Source organism: Vreelandella nigrificans (genome assembly GCF_002374315.1).
GTDB classification, from domain to species: Bacteria; Pseudomonadota; Gammaproteobacteria; order Pseudomonadales; family Halomonadaceae; genus Vreelandella; species Vreelandella nigrificans.
Map to the genome: position 1 here is coordinate 1 of NZ_NWUX01000024.1, position 19,610 is coordinate 19,610.

General features: G+C 53.4%; 22 protein-coding genes, 3 tRNA genes and 1 rRNA gene. 19 read left to right on the plus strand and 7 right to left on the minus strand.

From position 1 onward, the window contains the following. Window positions 1–71, plus strand: a 5S ribosomal RNA gene (rrf, locus tag CPA45_RS23300); the annotation flags it as partial. 153 nt (window positions 72–224) lie between these two features. Here rrf and hisC read toward each other — a convergent pair. Further along, window positions 225–1,286: a histidinol-phosphate transaminase gene (gene hisC / locus CPA45_RS18835; RefSeq protein WP_096654222.1), complete on the minus strand. Its 1,062-nt coding sequence runs from the start codon at window positions 1,284–1,286 to the stop codon at window positions 225–227. A gap of 194 nt (window positions 1,287–1,480) precedes the next feature. Between hisC and CPA45_RS18840 the strand changes: the two genes are divergently transcribed. The 3 genes from CPA45_RS18840 to selD all read left to right on the plus strand — a co-directional run bounded on the left by CPA45_RS18840 (window position 1,481) and on the right by selD (window position 4,498). Beyond that, window positions 1,481–1,930: a copper resistance protein NlpE N-terminal domain-containing protein gene (locus tag CPA45_RS18840; RefSeq protein WP_078090043.1), complete on the plus strand. Its 450-nt coding sequence runs from the start codon at window positions 1,481–1,483 to the stop codon at window positions 1,928–1,930. An 81-nt stretch (window positions 1,931–2,011) separates the two neighbouring features. Then, window positions 2,012–3,382, plus strand: coding sequence for a DNA repair protein RadA (radA, locus tag CPA45_RS18845; protein ID WP_096654370.1), 1,371 nt, complete (start codon window positions 2,012–2,014; stop codon window positions 3,380–3,382). Between the two features lie 78 nt (window positions 3,383–3,460). Then, window positions 3,461–4,498 carry a selenide, water dikinase SelD gene (selD, locus tag CPA45_RS18850; protein ID WP_096654224.1) on the plus strand — a complete coding sequence of 346 codons (1,038 nt, stop codon included), beginning with the start codon at window positions 3,461–3,463 and terminating at the stop codon, window positions 4,496–4,498. 56 nt (window positions 4,499–4,554) lie between these two features. On the opposite strand, the gene CPA45_RS18855 is transcribed toward selD, so the two are convergent. Continuing rightward, on the minus strand, window positions 4,555–5,247 hold the full coding sequence (locus CPA45_RS18855; protein ID WP_096654226.1) for a type 1 glutamine amidotransferase: 693 nt from the start codon (window positions 5,245–5,247) through the stop codon (window positions 4,555–4,557). 112 nt (window positions 5,248–5,359) lie between these two features. Between CPA45_RS18855 and CPA45_RS18860 the strand changes: the two genes are divergently transcribed. After that, window positions 5,360–5,962, plus strand: a complete 603-nt coding sequence (locus CPA45_RS18860) for a YjaG family protein (protein WP_096654228.1) — start codon at window positions 5,360–5,362, stop codon at window positions 5,960–5,962. Between the two features lie 8 nt (window positions 5,963–5,970). On the opposite strand, the gene CPA45_RS18865 is transcribed toward CPA45_RS18860, so the two are convergent. From CPA45_RS18865 to hisB, 5 genes are all read right to left on the minus strand, one after another. Continuing rightward, window positions 5,971–6,477 (minus strand): hypothetical protein, encoded by a 507-nt coding sequence (locus CPA45_RS18865; protein ID WP_096654230.1) that lies wholly within the window; start codon window positions 6,475–6,477, stop codon window positions 5,971–5,973. A gap of 9 nt (window positions 6,478–6,486) precedes the next feature. Beyond that, a complete protein-coding gene (hisF, locus tag CPA45_RS18870; protein ID WP_096654232.1) occupies window positions 6,487–7,260 on the minus strand; it encodes an imidazole glycerol phosphate synthase subunit HisF in 774 nt (257 codons plus the stop codon). After that, window positions 7,257–8,003, minus strand: a complete 747-nt coding sequence (gene hisA / locus CPA45_RS18875) for a 1-(5-phosphoribosyl)-5-[(5-phosphoribosylamino)methylideneamino]imidazole-4-carboxamide isomerase (RefSeq protein ID WP_078090049.1) — start codon at window positions 8,001–8,003, stop codon at window positions 7,257–7,259. The genes hisF and hisA overlap by 4 nt, the downstream gene beginning before the upstream one ends. Before the next feature lie 11 nt (window positions 8,004–8,014). Beyond that, window positions 8,015–8,656, minus strand: coding sequence for an imidazole glycerol phosphate synthase subunit HisH (hisH, locus tag CPA45_RS18880; protein WP_096654234.1), 642 nt, complete (start codon window positions 8,654–8,656; stop codon window positions 8,015–8,017). Between the two features lie 67 nt (window positions 8,657–8,723). Beyond that, window positions 8,724–9,317 (minus strand): imidazoleglycerol-phosphate dehydratase HisB, encoded by a 594-nt coding sequence (gene hisB / locus CPA45_RS18885; RefSeq protein WP_078090051.1) that lies wholly within the window; start codon window positions 9,315–9,317, stop codon window positions 8,724–8,726. A gap of 193 nt (window positions 9,318–9,510) precedes the next feature. Here hisB and CPA45_RS18890 point away from each other — a divergent pair, with 193 nt between their 5' ends. From CPA45_RS18890 to CPA45_RS18955, 14 genes are all read left to right on the plus strand, one after another. Further along, the gene (locus CPA45_RS18890; RefSeq protein ID WP_096654236.1) at window positions 9,511–9,993 is read left to right on the plus strand and encodes an acetyl-CoA sensor PanZ family protein; all 483 of its coding nucleotides are present in this window, start codon (window positions 9,511–9,513) and stop codon (window positions 9,991–9,993) included. Next, window positions 9,993–12,326, plus strand: a complete 2,334-nt coding sequence (locus CPA45_RS18895) for an AsmA family protein (RefSeq protein ID WP_096654238.1) — start codon at window positions 9,993–9,995, stop codon at window positions 12,324–12,326. The genes CPA45_RS18890 and CPA45_RS18895 overlap by 1 nt, the downstream gene beginning before the upstream one ends. Before the next feature lie 89 nt (window positions 12,327–12,415). After that, window positions 12,416–13,513 (plus strand): A/G-specific adenine glycosylase, encoded by a 1,098-nt coding sequence (gene mutY / locus CPA45_RS18900; RefSeq protein WP_096654240.1) that lies wholly within the window; start codon window positions 12,416–12,418, stop codon window positions 13,511–13,513. A gap of 52 nt (window positions 13,514–13,565) precedes the next feature. Continuing rightward, window positions 13,566–13,841, plus strand: a complete 276-nt coding sequence (locus CPA45_RS18905) for an oxidative damage protection protein (protein ID WP_096654242.1) — start codon at window positions 13,566–13,568, stop codon at window positions 13,839–13,841. 179 nt (window positions 13,842–14,020) lie between these two features. Beyond that, window positions 14,021–14,096, plus strand: a tRNA-Phe gene (locus CPA45_RS18910). Between the two features lie 5 nt (window positions 14,097–14,101). Next, a tRNA-Gln gene (locus CPA45_RS18915) sits at window positions 14,102–14,176 on the plus strand. Between the two features lie 72 nt (window positions 14,177–14,248). Then, window positions 14,249–14,324, plus strand: a tRNA-Thr gene (locus tag CPA45_RS18920). Between the two features lie 98 nt (window positions 14,325–14,422). After that, a complete protein-coding gene (locus tag CPA45_RS18925; RefSeq protein WP_096654244.1) occupies window positions 14,423–15,289 on the plus strand; it encodes a ParA family protein in 867 nt (288 codons plus the stop codon). Then, the gene (gene dnaB / locus CPA45_RS18930; RefSeq protein ID WP_096654246.1) at window positions 15,276–16,688 is read left to right on the plus strand and encodes a replicative DNA helicase; all 1,413 of its coding nucleotides are present in this window, start codon (window positions 15,276–15,278) and stop codon (window positions 16,686–16,688) included. Before CPA45_RS18925 ends, dnaB begins: the two co-directional genes overlap by 14 nt. Continuing rightward, window positions 16,685–17,554 (plus strand): hypothetical protein, encoded by an 870-nt coding sequence (locus tag CPA45_RS18935; RefSeq protein ID WP_096654248.1) that lies wholly within the window; start codon window positions 16,685–16,687, stop codon window positions 17,552–17,554. Before dnaB ends, CPA45_RS18935 begins: the two co-directional genes overlap by 4 nt. After that, the gene (locus CPA45_RS18940; RefSeq protein ID WP_096654250.1) at window positions 17,541–17,780 is read left to right on the plus strand and encodes a hypothetical protein; all 240 of its coding nucleotides are present in this window, start codon (window positions 17,541–17,543) and stop codon (window positions 17,778–17,780) included. The genes CPA45_RS18935 and CPA45_RS18940 overlap by 14 nt, the downstream gene beginning before the upstream one ends. After that, window positions 17,755–17,979: a type II toxin-antitoxin system HicA family toxin gene (locus CPA45_RS18945; protein WP_096654252.1), complete on the plus strand. Its 225-nt coding sequence runs from the start codon at window positions 17,755–17,757 to the stop codon at window positions 17,977–17,979. Before CPA45_RS18940 ends, CPA45_RS18945 begins: the two co-directional genes overlap by 26 nt. Next, on the plus strand, window positions 17,979–18,548 hold the full coding sequence (locus CPA45_RS18950) for a hypothetical protein (RefSeq protein ID WP_096654254.1): 570 nt from the start codon (window positions 17,979–17,981) through the stop codon (window positions 18,546–18,548). The genes CPA45_RS18945 and CPA45_RS18950 overlap by 1 nt, the downstream gene beginning before the upstream one ends. A 330-nt stretch (window positions 18,549–18,878) precedes the next feature. Beyond that, a complete protein-coding gene (locus CPA45_RS18955) occupies window positions 18,879–19,577 on the plus strand; it encodes a DUF2786 domain-containing protein (protein ID WP_165771585.1) in 699 nt (232 codons plus the stop codon). Window positions 19,578–19,610 lie beyond the last annotated feature (33 nt).

Consider the following 19,610-nt stretch of genomic DNA (forward strand, 5'->3'; position numbering starts at 1 on the left):
TCAGAAGTGAAACCGCTTAGCGCCGATGGTAGTGTGGGGTCTCCCCATGCGAGAGTAGGTCATCGTCAGGCACTTATTAAGAAAAACCCCAGTTCCAACAGGAACTGGGGTTTTTTGTTGGGCGCTAGTCCACTTTAAGTCTGTTTCAATAAAAATCCCCCAAGGCTGGTGCCTTGGGGGATTTTTTTATGTGCATGGTTATGTGCATGGGATGGTGTTAATAACTAGCGGCAGATTGCCTCTAGCGCCTCTACGAGGCTATCCATCTCATCATCAGTGCCGATAGTGATGCGCAGGAAGTTGTTGAGCATGTCGGTATTGAAATGGCGTACTAAAATACCCCTCTCACGAAGGCCTGCAAATAACTGGGCGCCTGCAAACTTAGGGTGTTGAGCCAGTATAAAGTTGGCTTTTGAGGGCAGTACTTCAAAGCCTGACTGCTCAAGGCGCTGACGGGTGCGCTCGCGTGTGGTGATAACGTTATTTCGACAGGCGTCAAAGTGCTGTTTATCTTTAAGCGCTTCAATGCCTACTAAGCTGGCTAAGCTATCAACTGGATATGAGTTGAACGAATCCTTAACGCGTTGCAGGCCTTCGATCAACTCCTGTGAGCCAATGGCGTAGCCTAAGCGTAGGCCCGCTAGGCTGCGTGATTTTGAAAACGTTCCGGTTACCAGTAAATTGGGGTAACGGCCAACCAGTTCCACCGCACTTTCTGCGCCAAAGTCTACGTACGCTTCATCTATCAAGACAACACGATCAGTAACGCGCTTTAGCAGAGTCTCAATGGCTTCTAGAGAGTGGGCATGGCCAGTGGGGGCGTTAGGGTTAGCAAAAATAACACCACTGCTCTCTGTAACGCTGGCAAGGGCATCCATGTCTACTTCCCATTTGGCGTTCAGCGGATGCTTGCGTAGCGTGACACCGTATAAGTTGGCGTAGACAGGATAAAAACTATAGGTAATCGACGGTACGTCTAGCGGTGCACCATGGCAGAAAAAGGCCTGGAAGGCGAAGGCTAGCACTTCATCAGAGCCATTACCGACGAAAGTCTCCTCTACGTTTACTCCATAGGTTGCAGCAAGTGTCTCGCGTAGTGCTCTTGATGTCGGGTCAGGATAAAGGCGTAGATGATCTGTCGAGTAATCGCGCAGTGCTGTGCTTACTCCAGGCGCAGGTGGATAAGGATTTTCATTGGTATTTAGTTTGATAACGCGTTCACGGGGTTGTTCACCCGGCACGTAAGGGGTTAATTCCCTAACGGCGGGACTCCAGTATTGGCTCATAAGGGTAACCTGATTATCCTAGCAGTAATGACAACATGGTCGCCTGATGGCTGTCATAGCGCAAGCATTCCTATGCTGCAGCGTTATAACAACCACTTCCGCCCTGACTAGGGGTGGGCGTTGCACCTTGTAGCGGTTATGCTGTCATAAGCGCGCGAAAAGAATGTATGTCCAACACGATAAGGAGACACCCAATGCAATTCAGGAGTTTGCTAGCCGGTTCGGCTATGTTGGCACTGCTGGCGGGCTGCGCAGCAGGCCCGACAGAACAGCGCGAAGAGGCGGGAGTGAGTGGATCGCAGGTTAACTATAAAGGAACCCTGCCATGTCGTAACTGTGACGGCATTGATCTAGATGTAAATTTAGTGGGTGAAGAGACGAGCGCTCCTGAAGCAAGGACGTTCACTTTAGATGCAACTTACCGTAATCATCCCCAAACGCCGCCAGATGAAAACTATGCGGGTAACTGGGAGGTGCTAACCGGTACACCGTCTGATCCAGATGCGACGGTGTATGAGCTAACGCCTGATGGTGACGGGCAGATCTATTACTTCATGCGTATTGATGCACGCACGCTTGAGTTAATTGATCCTGAACGCCGTCGTTTTGAGAACGGCGAGATGCTGCAGTTGAGGCGTCAATAATTCTGACGTAACACTTAAAGGCGGCCATTGGCCGCCTTTTGTTTTTTCTGCCGAGCAGTGTGTGATGGGAGCAAAATGGCAGTGGCGAAAGTAAAGAGTGCCTTTGTATGTACTGAGTGTGGTGCTGAGTATAGGAAGTGGCAGGGACAATGCACTAGTTGCCAAGAGTGGAACACGTTGAGTGAGGTTCGCTTGGCCAGCGCGCGTCTTGGCAGTGGCACCACGGCCGGTAGAGCTGGATACGCAGGTGATTTATCCCGCGATGTGGTAGATCTTGGCAATGTTGATTTAAGCGAGGTGCCGCGTTTAACTTCCACCTTTGCTGAGTTTGATCGTGTATTGGGGGGCGGCTTGGTGCCTGGTTCGGCAGTGTTGCTCGGCGGTAATCCAGGGGCGGGTAAGTCCACGCTACTACTACAGACTGCCTGTAAGCTGGCCCAGCAGCGGCGTATTCTCTATGTCACCGGAGAAGAGTCACTATCCCAGGTGGCGATGCGAGCGCACCGCTTACAGCTACCCACTAATGGGCTAAAGATGCTGGCGGAAACCAGTGTTGAAACTATTTTAGCCGTCGCCGAGCGCGAGAAACCGGAGATTCTGGTGATCGACTCTATTCAGACCATGCACCTTGAGGACATCAGTTCAGCACCTGGTGGTGTTGCTCAGGTACGTGAATCGGCGGCGGCGCTGACACGCTTTGCCAAACAAACGAATACCGTATTACTGCTGGTAGGTCATGTAACCAAAGATGGCACTCTAGCAGGCCCTAAAGTGCTCGAACATATGATTGATGCATCGCTACTGTTAGAGGGAGGGGCAGACTCTCGATTTCGTACCCTGCGTGGCCAGAAGAACCGCTTCGGTGCAGTCAACGAGCTGGGCGTGTTTGCCATGCTTGAGCAGGGTCTGAAAGAGGTGAAAAACCCCAGTGCGATTTTTCTATCGCGCCAGGAAGAGCAGGCGCCGGGCAGCCTTGTAATGGTGGTGTGGGAAGGTACGCGGCCTATCTTAGTGGAAGTGCAAGCATTGGTGGATGAGTCTGCATTAGGTAATCCCCGCCGTGTGGCGGTCGGCGTGGATCAGAACCGCTTGGCGATGCTATTGGCGGTGCTTAATCGCCATGGCGGGCTATTCACTGGTGACCAAGACGTATTCCTCAACGTAGTGGGCGGGGTGAAAGTGCTCGAAACCAGTGCTGACCTGGCGGTATTACTTGCGGTGGTGTCCAGCCTACAAAACCGGGCGTTGCCCAAAGAGCTAGTAGTGTTTGGCGAGGTGGGCCTGTCGGGAGAAATACGCCCGGTACCCAGCGGCCAAGAACGTATTGCCGAGGCCGCTAAACACGGTTTTTTACGCGCCATCGTGCCCCGTGCCAATGCGCCCAAGCAATCGCCAAAGGGGATGGAGGTGATTCCTGTCGATAAATTAAGTGATGCCTTAGAAGCACTCTAACGTAGGCTATGCTTTATAGAGTGGCTTTGATCCAGAAGGCTAACGTCAGGACTACGTTAACGAGTAAGGAGAGGCATCATGAGTACGATTCGGTTAACTCAATATAGCCGCTTTGTAGGCTGCGGCTGCGAAATCGCCCCTGACGTGCTTGACGGTATTCTTACTAAGGCTGGCCCTGCCGCAGGACATAAGCAGCTTATTGTAGGCAACCAGGGACGTGATGATGCTGCGGTGTATGATCTAGGCGATGGCCGAGGCATGATTGCCACCACTGATTTCTTTATGCCGATCGTTGATGACCCCTTCGATTTTGGCAGGATTGCGGCTGCCAATGCCATTAGCGATGTTTATGCCATGGGCGGGACACCAGTGATGGCCCTGGGGATTTTAGGCTGGCCGCTCGAGAAGCTTAGCTCCGAAATTGCAGGTGATGTAGTGGCCGGTGCTCAGGCGGTATGTCGCGAGCTGGGCATTGCCTTGGCCGGCGGACACTCCATTGATGCACCGGAGCCAATATTTGGTTTATCCGTGAATGGTCTGGTGAATCTTGAGCAGCTAAAGCTGAATAGCCAAGCAAAACCCGGTGACCTACTGTTTCTTACCAAACCGCTGGGTATCGGGCTATTAACCACCGCTGAAAAGCGTGGCTTGCTGGAGGCAGGTCACCACGGGCTTGCCCGGGAAACCATGCTAAAGCCCAACACGATTGGTATTGCGCTTTCCAGGGTGAAGGGCGTCAATGCGATGACCGATGTGACTGGTTTTGGTCTTGCCGGGCATCTAGCTGAAATGTGTAGTGCCAGCGGAGTGATGGCACAGATTGATTTCCGTCGACTGCCACGTCTTGTGGAAGCTGAAACCTATCGCCGGCAAGGGGCAGTCCCCTGTGGTGCTCTACGTAACCGTGATGCTCTCGGTACAGCGCTACCCGCTATGGATGAAGCCCATTGGCAATGGCTGTGTGATCCACAAACCTCGGGAGGCTTGTTGATTAGTGTTGATCCTGCCTGGGAAGATGACGTTGAGCGAATCGGGCGTGAACACGGTATTAGCCTTGAGCCTTTTGGTGTTATGACAACACCGCAGGGGAACGTGCAGATAGAGGTGATTGGCTAATCCTGCCACTCTCCTTGTGTTGTTTAGCCTTATGGGGCAGGCCAGCCACGGATTTGTTAAGTGGTTTTCAGCCACTGGGTCATCATGCGGTCAAGCAGTGGTGCTAACTTATGAAAGCGAGTTGCGTCTTCTAAGATTTGCTCGTCGCTTTGCATAAAGCGTCCAGCAGCAGCACTTTTGGGTTGAGGCCGCGTGCTTGTACTAAGCAGTGTTGATACGCTGGCTGCGGTAGCTTCCAAATGACACAGTAGGCCGACAACTCGTCCAGCATCCCATGAAAACCCTTGTAGTGGTGCTGCTACACTGCCGCCTAACGGGAGCGCACTTTCTGGCAAGCTAAACACATAGCGATGCCACATAAATGCTTCAAACTGTTCGGGTAAATCAAAGGTGCTCTCTGGTGCCAGGGTAACGTCATGCCAGCCGATTTCAGGATAGGTGCCAGGAGCAACAACGGCATCTAGCATGTCAGCAATCCATAGTGCACCCAGGCCAATGCCTAATACAGGCTTTTGTCCGTCTAGGTAGCGATGGATCAGCTTGCGCTCTGTTTTGTACCAAGTAGGAGGTTCTTTGAACATCAGCTCTGGACCATCGAGTACAATAAGTGCATCGCACTCTCCAAAGCGTGGGGTGAGTTCCCCTGCATAGAGATGAAAAACGGTGTAACTATGTCCCATACTCTCAAGCCAGTCGGTAAGGCGGGCTGGGACATGGTCAGGGCCGTGCTGTAGCAGATGAATATGCATGGCAATCTCCTCGCCGGCCAATATATCAAACGCAGCGAGGGTTCTTCGCTACGTATGTGCGACGATAACGTATCGCGTTCATTTCACCAATATTGTGAGTCAGGAAATCAGCATGGTGGCTAAACCCCAAGGATTTTATCAGCGTTTGCAACTGCTTCCGCTGCCCGCTCAGCAAGCATTTATGGCGGCACTGTGTGAGCGTTTGCTGCCCAACTACGCCCTTTACGAGCAGACCTCTGGCTATGGCGATGGGCATACCGTACGTACCGTGCTCAACCTGGTGTGGGAGCGTCTAAGCGTGCCCAATGCGAGTATTGATTTCGCCCGTCAGGCTGAAAAGCTTGCCGAGTGTGAGCCTCCTGAGTCGGATGAAAGCTTTGGTGCACGCCGTGCGCTAGACGCAGTGGTTTCAGTGTCGGCGCTGCTGGACACGCTACAGGGTGAATCCCCTGAAGCTGTGCTGGACGTTAGCCGTACCTCGCGAGCCGGTGTGCGAGCCTTTATTGAGCTGACTGAAGGCGAAGAGGATGCCCAGACGCTTGCGCTGGTTATCCGTGACCATCCTCTTATGGCTGATGAAAACGACTTTCAGGACGCCGTTTTAGAGGCTGTGAGTGAGCCTATTAGCAAGACATCCCTTAAAGAGATTCGTCAGCTAGGCCGTAACAATGGTATTAGTAATTTGGGGCTGTCGCTCAATGATGAGGACGAGTAACCGGTTGATTAAAATCGCCAGCCAGCCGTTATCATCATCCCTGCTGTTCCGAAAACGATAAGGTCCGACTCAAAGCTCCCCCACTGTATGCCAATGCTGGGTAATACTGCCGGTGCAATTTCGTAGTGGTTAAAAGGAATTTTGTCGCGAAACTCATCTTTGTAGCCGCGTAGCAAGCCACCTGTCAGCTTGGCTCTTAGATGAATTTCTTCGGTTAGCTGGCCAAGCGGAAACTCTCGGCCAGCGTAAAAGTACCAGGTGGGCTGGTCGAAGGAGTTTTTGAACCACGCTGCTCCCGCTAACCAGCGATCTGGGTTGTGTAGCTCAATGCTTACTAAATTCTGTTGGTTAGTATGCTCCGGGTCTGGACTGAAGTGACGGGTTAGTAGGCTGGTTTGCACCAGCATATGATCGAGCTCCAGTACGAGAGGCTCGTTAGACAGAGAAGAAGCAGAGGCAGATGCGCTCAGCCAAATCCCTGCCAGTCCTCCCAACCATGGATAAGCGCGAGGCATGTCAAACTCCTAAAGCCGCATTTCGATGCCGCGCTCCGCCATATAGCGCTTCGCCTCGGGAATCGTGTGCTCACCAAAGTGGAAGATACTTGCCGCCAATACCGCATCGGCACCGCCTTTAAGCACACCATCCACCAAGTGATCCAAGTTACCTACGCCGCCAGAGGCAATTACCGGCACGCTGACTGCCTCGGAAATTGCATGGGTGATACCTAAGTCAAAGCCAATTTTGGTGCCGTCGCGGTCCATGCTGGTTAGCAGCAGCTCTCCTGCACCAAATTCCACCATTTTTTTGGCCCATTCAATGGCATCCAGGCCCGTGGGGCGCCGTCCGCCATGGGTAAAAATCTCCCAGCGGTCGGCTTCGCCTTCCTGAGACACTTTTTTTGCATCAATGGCGACCACAATACATTGGCTACCAAAGCGCTCAGCGGCTTCGCGGACAAATTCTGGATTGGTAACGGCTGCGGTATTGATCGAGACTTTATCGGCACCTGCATTTAGCATAGTGCGAATATCGTCGCAGGTGCGAATACCACCACCAACAGTCAGAGGAATAAACACTTCGCCGGCGATGCGCTCTACCATTTCAACCGTTGTCGCGCGGTCTTCGTGACTGGCGGTAATGTCTAGAAAGGTAATCTCGTCGGCGCCCTGTAGGTTATAACGCTGGGCGATTTCGACCGGGTCGCCTGCATCGCGAATGCCCACAAAGTTAACGCCTTTGACGACACGTCCGGCATCTACATCCAGGCATGGAATAATACGCTTGGCCAAGCTCATGTGTTGCCTCCGGTAAGCTGGTCGCTTAAGCGTTGAGCTTCTGCTACGTCCAAGCTGCCTTCATAAATAGCGCGGCCAGTAATGGCGCCTAGAATGCCGCTATCAGCAACGTTGCACAGTGCGTGAATATCATCCAGGTTAGTGACGCCACCAGAAGCAATCACCGGTAAGCCGCCTTCACGGGCAAGGGCTGCAGTGGCTTCAACGTTAACCCCTTGCATCATGCCGTCACGGGCGATATCGGTGTAAACGATGCTGGAAACACCATCGTTGGCAAAGCGCTTGGCGAGCTCGGTTGCTTTAATGGTCGAGACTTCTGCCCATCCATCGGTGGCTACAAAGCCATCTTTAGCGTCCAAGCCCACAATAATATGGCCAGGGAAAGCACGACACATCTCTCCCACGAACTCTGGCTGTTTGACCGCTTTGGTGCCGATAATTACGTAAGAGACGCCCGCATTCAGATAGTGTTCAATGGTTTCTGCTGTGCGAATACCACCGCCAATTTGAATAGGCAGGTTGGGGTAAGCGCGGGCAATGGCCGTTACTGCATCGCCGTTCATCGGCTTGCCTTCAAAGGCGCCGTTGAGATCAACCAAATGCAAGCGTCGAGCGCCTGCTTCTACCCATCGGGCAGCCATGGCAACAGGGTCGTCACCGTAAGAGGTTGAGTCTTCCATTCGGCCCTGTTTCAAGCGCACACACTGGCCGTCTTTGAGATCAATCGCGGGAATTACCAACATAGTGAAACCTCTCAGGGCGTCCAGGTGACAAAATTTTCCAGCAGGCGAAGGCCCGCACGGGAGCTTTTTTCTGGGTGGAATTGCACAGCAAACGTTGCATCACGGCCAATCGCCACGTGGGCATTCACCTTGCCATATTGGGTAGTGCCGAACACTTGTGCGTCATCGACTGCATTCACGTAGTAACTATGCACAAAGTAGAAGTGCTCGTTATCGTCAATGCCTGCCCATAGTGGGTGATCGTGATGCTGTGAGACTAGGTTCCACCCCATGTGGGGGACTTTCAAGCGCTGTTCGTGCTCGTCGCGCATATTGGCTGGGAAGCGGTCAACGCTGCCTTGGAAAAAGCCCAGACAATCTACGCCACCGTTCTCTTCGCTGCGTTCCAGCAGCATTTGCTGGCCTACGCAGATGCCCAGCAAGGGTTTGGCTTGGCGGCTCAGAATATCGTCCACTAAACCGCGCAAGTCGGTGCGTTCAAGCTCACCTATGCAGTCGCGAATAGCGCCCTGGCCAGGTAATACCAAGCGTGTGGCTCCTAGAATGCGCCGTGGGTCGCGAGTGATGATCACATTTTCATGGGTGACGTGTTCCAGCGCTTTCGCCACAGAGTGTAGGTTGCCCATTCCATAATCAATTACCGCGATAGTCATGAAGCACTCCTTATCGTCGTAGGCGAGGGGGTGCTAGCAGTCATATCGTTAGCAAGAGTGCTCAGCATTATAAGCTTCCTTTGGTGGACGGCATTTGGCCCGCCATACGTGGATCTTCTGCCACTGCCATGCGCAGTGCCCTGCCAAAGGCTTTAAAAATAGTTTCAGCCTGGTGGTGAGCATTAAAGCCCTTTATGTTGTCGATATGCAGCGTCACGCGTGCATGGTTCACAAAGCCTTGGAAAAACTCCCAAAAGAGTTGGGTGTCCATGCGGCCAATGGTATCGCGGGTAAAGTCGACATTCATAAAAAGGCCAGGGCGACCAGAGAAATCAATCACCACCCGAGAGAGCGCCTCATCAAGCGGGACATAGGCGTGGCCGTAACGGTAAATGCCGCGCTTATCACCAATCGCTTGGTAAAATGCTTGGCCTAGGGTGATGCCCAGGTCTTCTACGGTGTGATGGTCGTCAATATGCAGGTCACCGTTGGCCTGAATGTCGAGATCCACCATTCCATGCCGCGCCACTTGGTCAAGCATGTGGTCCAGAAACGGGACGCCGGTTTCACAGCGGAGACGGCCTTCGCCGTCAAGGTTGACGCTGACCGTAATCTGCGTTTCGTTGGTGTCACGGCTTACCGTGGCAATACGCGCTGACATGTTGCATCTCCTGCGCTTTGGCGCACTCTAAGGGGTGTGGGTGACGTTACCACCGTGTAATCAAGGCATAACCTATGGCCAAAACGGCCATTATAGAGAATCGGCGCCCCCATCCGCTACAATGCGCGAAATGTAGCCGCCTTTAATGGCGGTAGAATAGCAGTCTAACTGCTTCGGCAAAGAGGATTTCACCATGCCGGTGACAATGCAGTATGTCGACCAGGCCCGTTGGGAAGCAGAAGAGCAGGTGCGAATCGACTTGGTGCGCATATATGAAGATGCGCCCCAGGAGCGTATACCTACCCCAACGGTTATGCCATTTATACAGCAGCATTTAAATCAGCAGCACTTTTTTGCCTGCGCGCACTTTAATGATCGTCTATTAGGAGCGGTGGCGGTTCAAGAGGCCAACGACCGTGCGTGGTGGCTATCTGAGCTGTGTGTACGAAAAACCACACGGCGCCGAGGAGTAGGCACACGGCTGATGGCCTTGTTAGGTGAGCAAGCAAAACAGGACGGGCGAGTTTTGCGTATTGCGACCGCTAAGTTGCCGCTCGCCGACCAAGTGCTGCTCTCCAAGCTGGGTTATCGGCCGGTGGCAACCGAGCAGCCCGCCGAGCCAAACTCCCCAGTCACCAGTGGTTTTGTTGAGCTAGACCCACAAGGGAAAGGGTAATGAAACAGCTATTACGTATTTTGCTGGCCGCAGTTGGTATTTTAGCCATGGTGGCTGTCGCCGCAGTGGTCTATGTCACCACCTTTTTAGACCCAGAGGACTTCAAACCTCGCTTAACTGCCGTTGTGGAAGAGCAAACCGGACTTAACCTTGCTCTTGAAGGCCCCATCACATGGTCATTTTACCCGCGTATTGGCGTTGGTGTAGAGCGTGCACGTGCATGGCTGCCAGAGCAGTCACCTGAGGATGCCTCCTTTGCAGCGATTGAGCGAGCAGAAGTGAGTGTTGCCTTTGCGCCGCTACTGAGAGGCGAAATTGCTATTGATGGGTTAACCCTTGATGGTATGCGGTTAAACCTTGAGCGTAATGCAGAGGGTGAAGGTAACTGGCAGCCACTGCTTGATCGCCTGGCAGAGCAAAGTAATGAAACTGCCGAAACTGTGCTGGCGCCCGCAAGCGCTGGGCCCCATGTAGACGCCGGCAGCTTGTCGGTGGTGCTCAACATTGCGAACGTAGAAGTAAAGGGTGCCGATATCCGCTTTCGTGATGAGCAAGAACAAGCGCTATGGCGGGTTCAGCCTTTGAATGTATCAGGTAGCAACGTTAACCCGGTACGCTCCTTCCCGTTAAAAACAATGTTTACACTCACCAAGCATAACCGCTTGGACGCTGAAGCACTGGAGCGCACGCCCGAACTGACCAGCGAAGTAAATTTGGAAACCCGCTTGCGGCTTGGGCTGGATGACGAGCGGCTAACCTTTGAAAATACTCAGCTAACCACCCGTACCCGACGTTCCGACGAAAGCGATCCGCAGCAGCTAAGCCTTAACGCCGCAGAAATCGTAGCCCGTCTGGGCGAGCAGCAACTTACCATTAATGAGGGCGTATTAGAGGCAGGCTTACGCCACCCTGAAAACTGGCAGGGTAGCCTTGCGCTTTCACTGGCGTTTGGGTTGGAGAGTAACTGGAGGACACAAACGGCCCAGATTAAAGATGCTCAACTTACTGGGCCAGATGGTTTGAGGGTTAGTGGCCACATAAATATTGAGCAACTCTGGGATGCACCGCAGTACAGTGGCCAGCTTACCGCAGCGCCTTTTACCCTAAGGCCATGGTTATCTCGGGCGGGTGTTACACTTAATACTGCCAATGTAGCCGCACTTAGTGATGTGGCAATGACTAGCCCGATTGAAGGTAATCGGGAGCAAGTCTCTCTACCACGTCTCTCCTTGGTGGTTGATAGCAGCACTTTTACCGGTGCAGTATCTGCTGCGCTTGATGGCACTCAGCTAAGCTTCGATTTAGAAGGCGACCAGCTCAACCTGGATCACTACCTGCCAGGGCGTGTGACGGCGCAACAAGCTAGCCGTGGCTTGATGCGCACAGCCTTCGCGCAAACAGACGGTGCGCTGCTGCCTCAAGAGTGGCTTAGCACGTTGGCACTCGAGGGAGAGCTAAGCCTTAATCAGCTTCAACTTGCTGGGCTTACTTTCGGCGAGCCACGCATAGAGCTACGCGGCGGCGATGGTGTGCATCAGCTATCGGCGTTTGAGTCGCGCTTTTATGGCGGTGAACTCAACGCCACTGGAAGCCTTGATGCTAGCGAGAGCGTACTCCAATGGCAGTTCTCTCCGTACATTAGCAATGTACAGGTGGCGCCGCTGATTGAGACTTTCAGCGAAGAAGCGTCGCCGCTGCGTGGGCGCTTCAACTTAGAGGGCGCGCTTACTACCCAGGGGAATACTCGCGACGTGCTCACCAATAATCTTAATGGTGGATTAACCGCTAGGCTTACTGACGGCGCTATTTTGGAAACCAATATCTCCCAGGAAATGTGTGAACTTGTCGCCCAGCTGGAAGGTGAGGGTACACTGCGTGACTGGCACCCTGATACGCGTTTTGAGCGCTTCGATGCAACTCTTCAAGTGCGCAATGGCGTGGTGTCTAGTGATGACCTACTGATCACGTTACCAGGGATTAATGTGCAGGGTGAGGGAGAGCTTGATCTCACTAGTATGAACTTTCTTACCAGGACGAACGCTCGCTTAGTAGATACTGCAGATGCTGCTTGTCGAGTTAATGCACGTTTAGAAGAGCTATCGCTCCCCGTACTCTGTGAAGGGCATCTGGGAGATGATAAAACCAAGTGGTGTCGTTTTGATCGCAGGGCCTTCCAAGCCTCTGTGGTCGACCTGCTGCGTAGTGAGGCTGGTAGCCGCGTGGCAGATGAGCTGGAAGAGCGGTTAGGAGACTCCCTTGACCGCATTGATGAGCGCTTGGGGGAAGGGGCTGGACAGGAGCTTCGTGAAGGTATCCGCCGTCTGTTTAACTAATTTGCCCAACCTGCGTTGATGCAACACAACCTGCACGCGTCGGCCTTATCGCCGGCGCTTTTTCATGGCAAGCACCCTCAGGAGAGATCATGGCAGATATGCCGACGCCGTGCCTAGCGGCGGAAGAGTTTCAACGCCGTTTGCTTAACTGGTTCGATCTGCACGGCCGCCATGACTTACCGTGGCAATCGCCCCGCAGCGCCTACAGAGTGTGGGTGTCTGAAATCATGCTGCAGCAAACCCAAGTCACCACGGTGATCCCCTATTTCGAGCGATTTATCACGCGTTTCCCTACCATAGGGGACCTAGCGAATGCCCCCCAGGATGAGGTGCTACACTTTTGGACAGGGCTTGGCTACTACGCTCGCGCTCGTAACCTACATAAAGCAGCCCAGGTAGCTGTGCATGAACATAGTGGCGAACTCCCCTGCGAAAGCGTTGAAGCGCTAATGGCGCTACCTGGCATCGGTCGCTCTACCGCTGGTGCGATTATTGCCCAAAGCACTGGCCAGCGGGCGGCGATTTTAGACGGCAACGTAAAGCGCTCGCTCACCCGGCTGCACGCTATTGCAGGCTGGCCAGGAAAGCCTGCGGTGGAGCGCCAGCTCTGGTCTCTTGCTGAGTACTATACCCCTGAGACTCGCCTTGCTGACTTCACCCAGGCGATGATGGATTTCGGGGCAACACTGTGTAAACGCAGCAAACCCGACTGCTTGGTTTGTCCCTTTGACGATGTTTGCCGCGCCTACGCTCAGGGCGAGCCGCAGCGCTTTCCCGAATCTAAACCTAAAAAGTCCTTGCCTCAGCGGGAAACAATTATGTTGATGCTGAGTGACAGAGAGGGGAGGGTATGGCTAGAGCAGCGGCCACCAAGCGGATTATGGGGTGGCTTGTGGAGCCTGCCTCAGTTTGAGTGCCATGGCGAGCTGAATGACTGGCTAGAAGATAATGTGGCTGCCCCCAAGCGCCATGCAGCGCTGCCTAGCTTTACTCACACTTTTAGCCACTTTCGACTGACGATTACTCCCCAGCCGGTCAGCTGCGATAGGCTGAGCGGCGTAAGAGAAAGCGGCGTATGGTATGACGTTAACCGACCACCTGAGCTAGGCTTAGCAGCACCGGTGAAAGCGTTACTAAGCCAATTGGCGCCATTTGCCCTGGACCCGACCCCAGGGCCATCGCGTTAACGATACAAGCTTGATTCAAACTTTCCCTTCGCACTATGCATAGGAGTACTCCATGAGCCACACGGTTTTCTGCCGCAAGTATCAAAAAGAACTGCCCGCCCTGCCATTTCCACCGCTACCGGGTAAGCAGGGCCAAGAGATTCAGGCTACGGTTTCCAAGCAAGCCTGGGAAGAGTGGCAGGCTTTACAAACACGCTTAATCAATGAAAAGCATCTAAACATGCTGGATCCTGAGGCGCGGGCCTATCTGATGGAGCAGATGCAGCGCTACCTGGACAATGAAGAAACAGACCAGGCAGAAGGCTATGTACCACCCTCTCAGGCCTAGTATGTGAAGTGTCGCTTGAGCTTAGCCTGTAGAGAAGGTCCCTAAAAGCCACGGAAGACGTGGCTTTGGCCCTGGTGTAATTAGTATCGAGTCTGTCCTAACCGCGTGACTAGAAAGAAAGTTTCACAAAGGTATTGACGAAAAGCGGAGTTTTTAGTTTAATACGCACCGTTGGCAGCGGCCAGATAGCTCAGTTGGTAGAGCAGGGGATTGAAAATCCCCGTGTCGGCGGTTCGATTCCGTCTCTGGCCACCAAACGTTGGGGTATCGCCAAGTGGTAAGGCACCGGTTTTTGGTATCGGCATTCCCAGGTTCGAATCCTGGTACCCCAGCCATTGCCAACAAGATTTCTTGTTGATTGCAAAGCCTAATAGCAATGCAGTCATTTTCTCAAGAAAACGTGAAGCGCCGACATAGCTCAGTTGGTAGAGCAACTGACTTGTAATCAGTAGGTCCCGGGTTCGACTCCTGGTGTCGGCACCATCATGTGATGGTAAAAAAGCGTTAGCTTGACGATTCTCGAAGACATGCCAGTCAAATGATTTTCCTCCGATCTTTCTACAGAGACGGGGAATTTTGGCGTGCGTATAATAACCGTACTATCAACGAAAGGTGGCGTTGGGAAAACAACAACGTCAGCCCACTTGGGCGGTCTTCTGGCGGATGCAGGTTTCCGAGTATTGCTCGTAGATTTTGATATCCAGCCCACTCTCTCCAGTTACTACTCTCTTTCCTACGAGGCGCCGGGCGGCGTTTACGAACTGATGGCTCTCAGCGAAACTCGTGCTGAGCGCATCATCTCGCGTACCGTGATAGATGGCCTCGATCTAGTAGCTTCAAATGACTATCAAGGTCAACTGCAACAGCTACTGTTAAATGCCCCGGATGGGCGCTTCCGACTGTCCCAGCTGCTCGAAACCGGCCCACTGGCCGATTACGACATCATCCTGCTCGACACTCAAGGTGCACGCTCCATCACTCTTGAGGCAGCTACGCTTGCTGCCGATCACGCCCTCTCGCCAATCACCGCCGATGTACTGGCGGCACGTGAGTTTGTGCGTGGCACGTTAGGCATGTTCGATGATCTAGAGCTGTTGACCCGTTACACATCTCTGTCTGTCCCTCCGTTGTCCCTACTCCTCAATCAACTCGATGAAACCCGGAACTCTCAGGAAGTCGCTCAATCCCTGCGCAGCATGTTCAATGTTGACCAAGGTCAGCGGGTTCGAGTTCTGGGTAGTGCGTTCCGTATGTTGTCTGCATTTAAGATGGCTGGAGCAGCAGGCGAGCCAATACATCGTTATGAACCAGTAAAGCCCTATCGGCGTGTAACCCCAGCAGGGGCGGACCTGATCAAGGCCGTCGCGTGCGAGTTCAATCCTGATTGGGCGGGCGCTATCAACTCGATGTCAGTTCGCGGTGGAGGGAAGAACGATGTCCGCCACTAATGAAATGATACCGGTGCCTGATTACGAAGCATCGCTTTTCGAGGCATTGCCGCCGCACAGTATTGAGGCTGAGCAATCGGTGCTAGGCGGATTGATGCTCGATAACCATGCATGGGATGAAATTGCTGACCAATTGTCGGCAGACATGTTTTATCGTCCTGCTCACCGCATGGTGTTTGATGCCATGCGTACACTTGCTAGTGACGACTCCCCTCTGGACGTTGTGACGGTTTCTGAGGTTTTAGAGACTCGCCACCAACTGGATGCTGTTGGTGGTCTTGCTGCACTTGCTGAACTGGCTCGCAATACTCCCTCAGCAAGAAACATCGTTGCCTATGCCAATATTGTACGTGATCGCTATCAACTCAGAAGCCTAGCTCAGACCGCCGCTGACATGAATCGCCAGGCACTCAATCCTCTTGGGCAGACTGCCGAATCCATTATCGAGGCGGGTGAGCAAGCGCTTTTCCGCATCGTTGAGGAGCGTGGTGGCCGCGAGCTCAGCAGCGTCACCGACATGCTCAACCGCGCTGTCGACAAGATCGATGCCGCCTGCCAAAGCGATGGTGGTGTTACCGGTGTTCCGACAGGGTACCCAGATCTGGATCGTATGACTGCTGGTTGGCAGCCTAGTGACCTGATCATCATCGCGGGACGCCCCAGCATGGGGAAAACCGCCTTCGGGCTCGGGCTGTGTGAAAACGCCCTATTCTCTAAAGCAACCACCGCTTCTGGGCCGGTCTTCGTGTTCTCACTCGAAATGCCGGAAGATCAGTTAATGCTGCGTTGGCTGGCTAGCATTGGTCGTATATCCCTTCAGAAACTGCGGACAGGTGATCTGGAGGGAGAAGAGTGGTCGAAACTGGCTGCTGCGACGCTGCGTATCAAGGAACTGGAAGGTAGGCTGTTTGTTGACGACGCTGCTGGGATTTCAGCTTCGACCCTCAAGGCGCGAGCTCGCCGCTTAGCTCGCCGCCACGGAACCCCCTCTCTAATTCTGGTCGACTATCTGCAACTGCTTTCGGAAGGCAACAGTGAAAACCGAAACCTTGAGATCAGCGCAATCAGCCGAATTTTGAAGGGCGTTGCAAAAGACCTTCGCTGTCCGTTGATCGCTCTCTCTCAGCTAAACCGGGGGGTTGAGACCCGCCCCAATAAACGGCCAGTGATGGCTGATCTGCGCGACAGCGGCGCGATTGAACAAGACGCGGATGTGATTGGCTTCGTCTATCGCGACGAAGTCTATTACCCCGATGATCCCGACAACACTGGCCTCGCAGAACTCATTCTGGCGAAGCAGCGTAATGGGCCTCTAGGTACTGTGCATCTCAGCTTTTTAGGAGAGTCGACTCGGTTCGAATCACTTGAATGGAAACACAAACAGGAGGGATGGTCATGAGGGAGATCACACTCAGCAAACCCTCGACCGTGTTCTACGACTGGTTCGAGTCGGATAATCGGAAGGTCCACAAACTATGGGTACAAGTCGATTATTGCCGAATCAGCCCTGATGAATACATTGCATGGGTTGATGGTCACGCTCTGCGAGAGGCAATCGAATTTGGTGAGTTGCCTCACGGTACCACGCCAAACTGGTTTCACGTACATCTTGAGGATGACGAGGAAACCATCGCTGGCATTCTCAAGAGTATCGACACCACTGAGCCTGACGTCAGTAGTAGTCCCCTCCAGCGGCTCATTGAGCAACAGGTATGGCTGAAGCTCAATGCGCTTCGTAAGTCTGGTACTCCCCCGACAACACCACTGAAGAGGATCAAGCTCGATCCAGTTTCACTTACCACCCCTGACCCCGCCCCGCACTGGTATCGCGCAGAGGATTGCCATGATGGGGTACTGCTGAACCCAGTATTGCCTTCGATATTCGAGGAGGGGCATGAGCCTCATGAACTCACACTCGTTGAGAAGAGCCACTGGTGGAACCGACCCTACATTGTTACTCGTGAGCTTGAGGTAGGCATCGAAAGTTATGACGGCTATGCAAGTCGTGTCCTAGCGGTTGGTAGTCAGCCAATGACCGAGCACGAGTGGGCCAATAATCAGGAGAACATCCGCGCCAAGTGGCTTGAGCGCTTTCCTAATGGCCAAGCCTTTCACGTGCGTTGTCTCGACGGCCGCACTGGTAATACGCCTACCTGGTGGGGTGATGCTGACAGCCTTGAAGGAGCTCTTAAGATTGTCCAGCGCAAACGGCCGATGTGGGTTGAGCAAGAACCATTAGGAGGGTCTCGTCATGGCACGCACTGAGCATGCGCCCAATCCAATTCAGGAACTACATGATCTAGAGACTCGGTTGCAGGCCCTGCGCGATGAGTTGAGAGCACTCGAAAAAGAGTGCTGCTCCCTGCGTGAACAACGCCGTCAGTTGATTCAAAGCCTGGAAGGGCAGCTCGATCTGTTTCGTGACCAGATGAGTCTCAGTGAGCAATTACTCAAGGAGGTGCGGCATGGCTCGTCAGCTACGCGGTACTAAAGGAATTGAAAAAGTCATCCGTTATGCCACGTCGAACAATTGGCAGGTAAGTCGCACGCGTGGCGGACACATCAGGCTGACAAAGCCAGGTTGTGCTGCCGTTTTTACCAGCTGCACACCGAGCGACAGCCATAGGGCATCCCTTAACGCGATTGCCCAGTTACGCCGTGCTGAGCGTGATGAACAGGAGCTGCACTGATGGCCTTACAAACTAAGTCACCCACCACGAGAGTGCTACTGGAGCTGTATTCCAGCATCGATCAGCCTGCTGAAGATATGCAGAAGTACTTGGATCATTCGCACAATAGCCACTTTGGCGGGGACTGGATCAGGGCCTGCCTCAATGCCCACTCAGAGACGCCGCGTTCATCAGGCCTGTGGAGACGCATTGCCTATTGCGACTTTCTGACGGCTATGCAGCTGCTCGACGTCCAGTCTGTGGACATGCTCAATGCGATGAAGCCTTTTCTTGTCGGGAAAAGCCAGTTGGGCGAGGAAGTGGCGCTGATGTTGGAGCTTGCCAGCGATCTCCTCAACACGCCTGAGGAACGTCCGAAAGAAGACTGGGAGCTTGGCGAGGTATATGCCGAGACTTTTCTGCGAGCGGAAGGCACACATCAGCCCCAAGCTTGGCTGACACAAGCCTATCAAGAATTTAAGCGGGTGCTACGCGCACTGCGTATCTCTCCGGATGACGTCAAATCTGCTCTAGCAGCAACGTCACATGGTGATAGCAAATGGGACGATCGCCGTCCTGAGGGTAAGTGAAATGATGAAACACTCTCTTGACCCGATGCCATTCGCTGCATGGACTCGTTGGATCAGCAACGTTAGTGTTCATGCCAAACAATTCACCTTCGCGTGGAAGAACTGGCGGACTCCCAGACATGGGGATAACGGCGTACCCCCGACCACTGGGTACTTCGATATCGCTATCAACAATTTCACATGTCACAGAGAACTGGGTTTCCATCTTTTCCATTATGTCGGGCCTCCTTTGGCCAGTAGTTTGAAGGTTGCTTTGCTAGAGCCCCATCAATCTACCATGGGATGCGCCCGGCACCCTTTCGTGGGCGCCTCCAGAGCTGGAGGTGTCGCATGATCCCTGATCGCGTGATGCGCAAAATCAAGCGGTGCTTAGCATTGTCGAACAGTGCCAATGACAACGAAGCTGGCATCGCACTGCGTCAGGCACAGACCCTGATGGCCCAATACGGTATCAACCAAGAGGATCTTGCATTAGCTGATTTTGACATGGCGAATGCCGATACCGCAGCGGGAAAAAAACCACCGCGCTATCTGGAGCTGCTTGCTCAGTTGATCAACCAGGTGTTTGGCACCTCCACTGTGTACTCCGCTCGTCGCGATCGCGATGGAATTCGTATTTGCGGCCGCTACGAATTTTTCGGTCCGAAGGATTCCGCCCAGGTCGCTGCTTATGCCTATGTGGTTCTACAGAGGCAGCTAATTCGTGACCGTCGAGCTTTCCAGAGGACGCTCAACAAGCGTCTTAAGCGGGATACCAAAACTCGCCGTGGCGATGCGTTTGCAGAAGCGTGGGTATCTGGAGCGTATACGGTAGTAACCCCGCTAGCACTCACTGACGAAGTGAGAGAACTCCATCGTAAATATCGGGAGCTTCGTTATGGAGAGCTGGAGTCTCTGCAGCCCCGTGAACACAAAGCATTAAAGCAACACGATCTGCATGCCACCACGGCAGGCTATCAAGCTGGCAGTAAGGCCCGCTTATCTGCTGGCGTTGCCACGACTCACAGGGAGGAGTTGGCCCATGGATAACACGATATCCCTGAATCAGCTCAATACAGGAAT

Excerpts from the sequence above, each read along its gene's own strand:
- CPA45_RS18865 (WP_096654230.1), bottom strand. The coding sequence starts at position 6,477 with ATGCCTCGCGCTTATCCATGGTTGGGAGGACTGGCAGGGATTTGGCTG.
- CPA45_RS18905 (WP_096654242.1), top strand. The coding sequence starts at position 13,566 with ATGAGCCACACGGTTTTCTGCCGCAAGTATCAAAAAGAACTGCCCGCC.
- CPA45_RS18890 (WP_096654236.1), top strand. The coding sequence starts at position 9,511 with ATGCCGGTGACAATGCAGTATGTCGACCAGGCCCGTTGGGAAGCAGAA.
- hisF (WP_096654232.1), bottom strand. The coding sequence starts at position 7,260 with ATGAGCTTGGCCAAGCGTATTATTCCATGCCTGGATGTAGATGCCGGA.
- CPA45_RS18945 (WP_096654252.1), top strand. The coding sequence starts at position 17,755 with ATGGCTCGTCAGCTACGCGGTACTAAAGGAATTGAAAAAGTCATCCGT.
- mutY (WP_096654240.1), top strand. The coding sequence starts at position 12,416 with ATGGCAGATATGCCGACGCCGTGCCTAGCGGCGGAAGAGTTTCAACGC.
- dnaB (WP_096654246.1), top strand. The coding sequence starts at position 15,276 with ATGTCCGCCACTAATGAAATGATACCGGTGCCTGATTACGAAGCATCG.
- CPA45_RS18860 (WP_096654228.1), top strand. The coding sequence starts at position 5,360 with ATGGTGGCTAAACCCCAAGGATTTTATCAGCGTTTGCAACTGCTTCCG.
- CPA45_RS18955 (WP_165771585.1), top strand. The coding sequence starts at position 18,879 with ATGATCCCTGATCGCGTGATGCGCAAAATCAAGCGGTGCTTAGCATTG.
- CPA45_RS18895 (WP_096654238.1), top strand. The coding sequence starts at position 9,993 with ATGAAACAGCTATTACGTATTTTGCTGGCCGCAGTTGGTATTTTAGCC.
- CPA45_RS18840 (WP_078090043.1), top strand. The coding sequence starts at position 1,481 with ATGCAATTCAGGAGTTTGCTAGCCGGTTCGGCTATGTTGGCACTGCTG.
- hisC (WP_096654222.1), bottom strand. The coding sequence starts at position 1,286 with ATGAGCCAATACTGGAGTCCCGCCGTTAGGGAATTAACCCCTTACGTG.
- hisB (WP_078090051.1), bottom strand. The coding sequence starts at position 9,317 with ATGTCAGCGCGTATTGCCACGGTAAGCCGTGACACCAACGAAACGCAG.
- CPA45_RS18950 (WP_096654254.1), top strand. The coding sequence starts at position 17,979 with ATGGCCTTACAAACTAAGTCACCCACCACGAGAGTGCTACTGGAGCTG.
- hisH (WP_096654234.1), bottom strand. The coding sequence starts at position 8,656 with ATGACTATCGCGGTAATTGATTATGGAATGGGCAACCTACACTCTGTG.
- CPA45_RS18940 (WP_096654250.1), top strand. The coding sequence starts at position 17,541 with ATGGCACGCACTGAGCATGCGCCCAATCCAATTCAGGAACTACATGAT.
- CPA45_RS18935 (WP_096654248.1), top strand. The coding sequence starts at position 16,685 with ATGAGGGAGATCACACTCAGCAAACCCTCGACCGTGTTCTACGACTGG.
- selD (WP_096654224.1), top strand. The coding sequence starts at position 3,461 with ATGAGTACGATTCGGTTAACTCAATATAGCCGCTTTGTAGGCTGCGGC.
- CPA45_RS18855 (WP_096654226.1), bottom strand. The coding sequence starts at position 5,247 with ATGCATATTCATCTGCTACAGCACGGCCCTGACCATGTCCCAGCCCGC.
- hisA (WP_078090049.1), bottom strand. The coding sequence starts at position 8,003 with ATGTTGGTAATTCCCGCGATTGATCTCAAAGACGGCCAGTGTGTGCGC.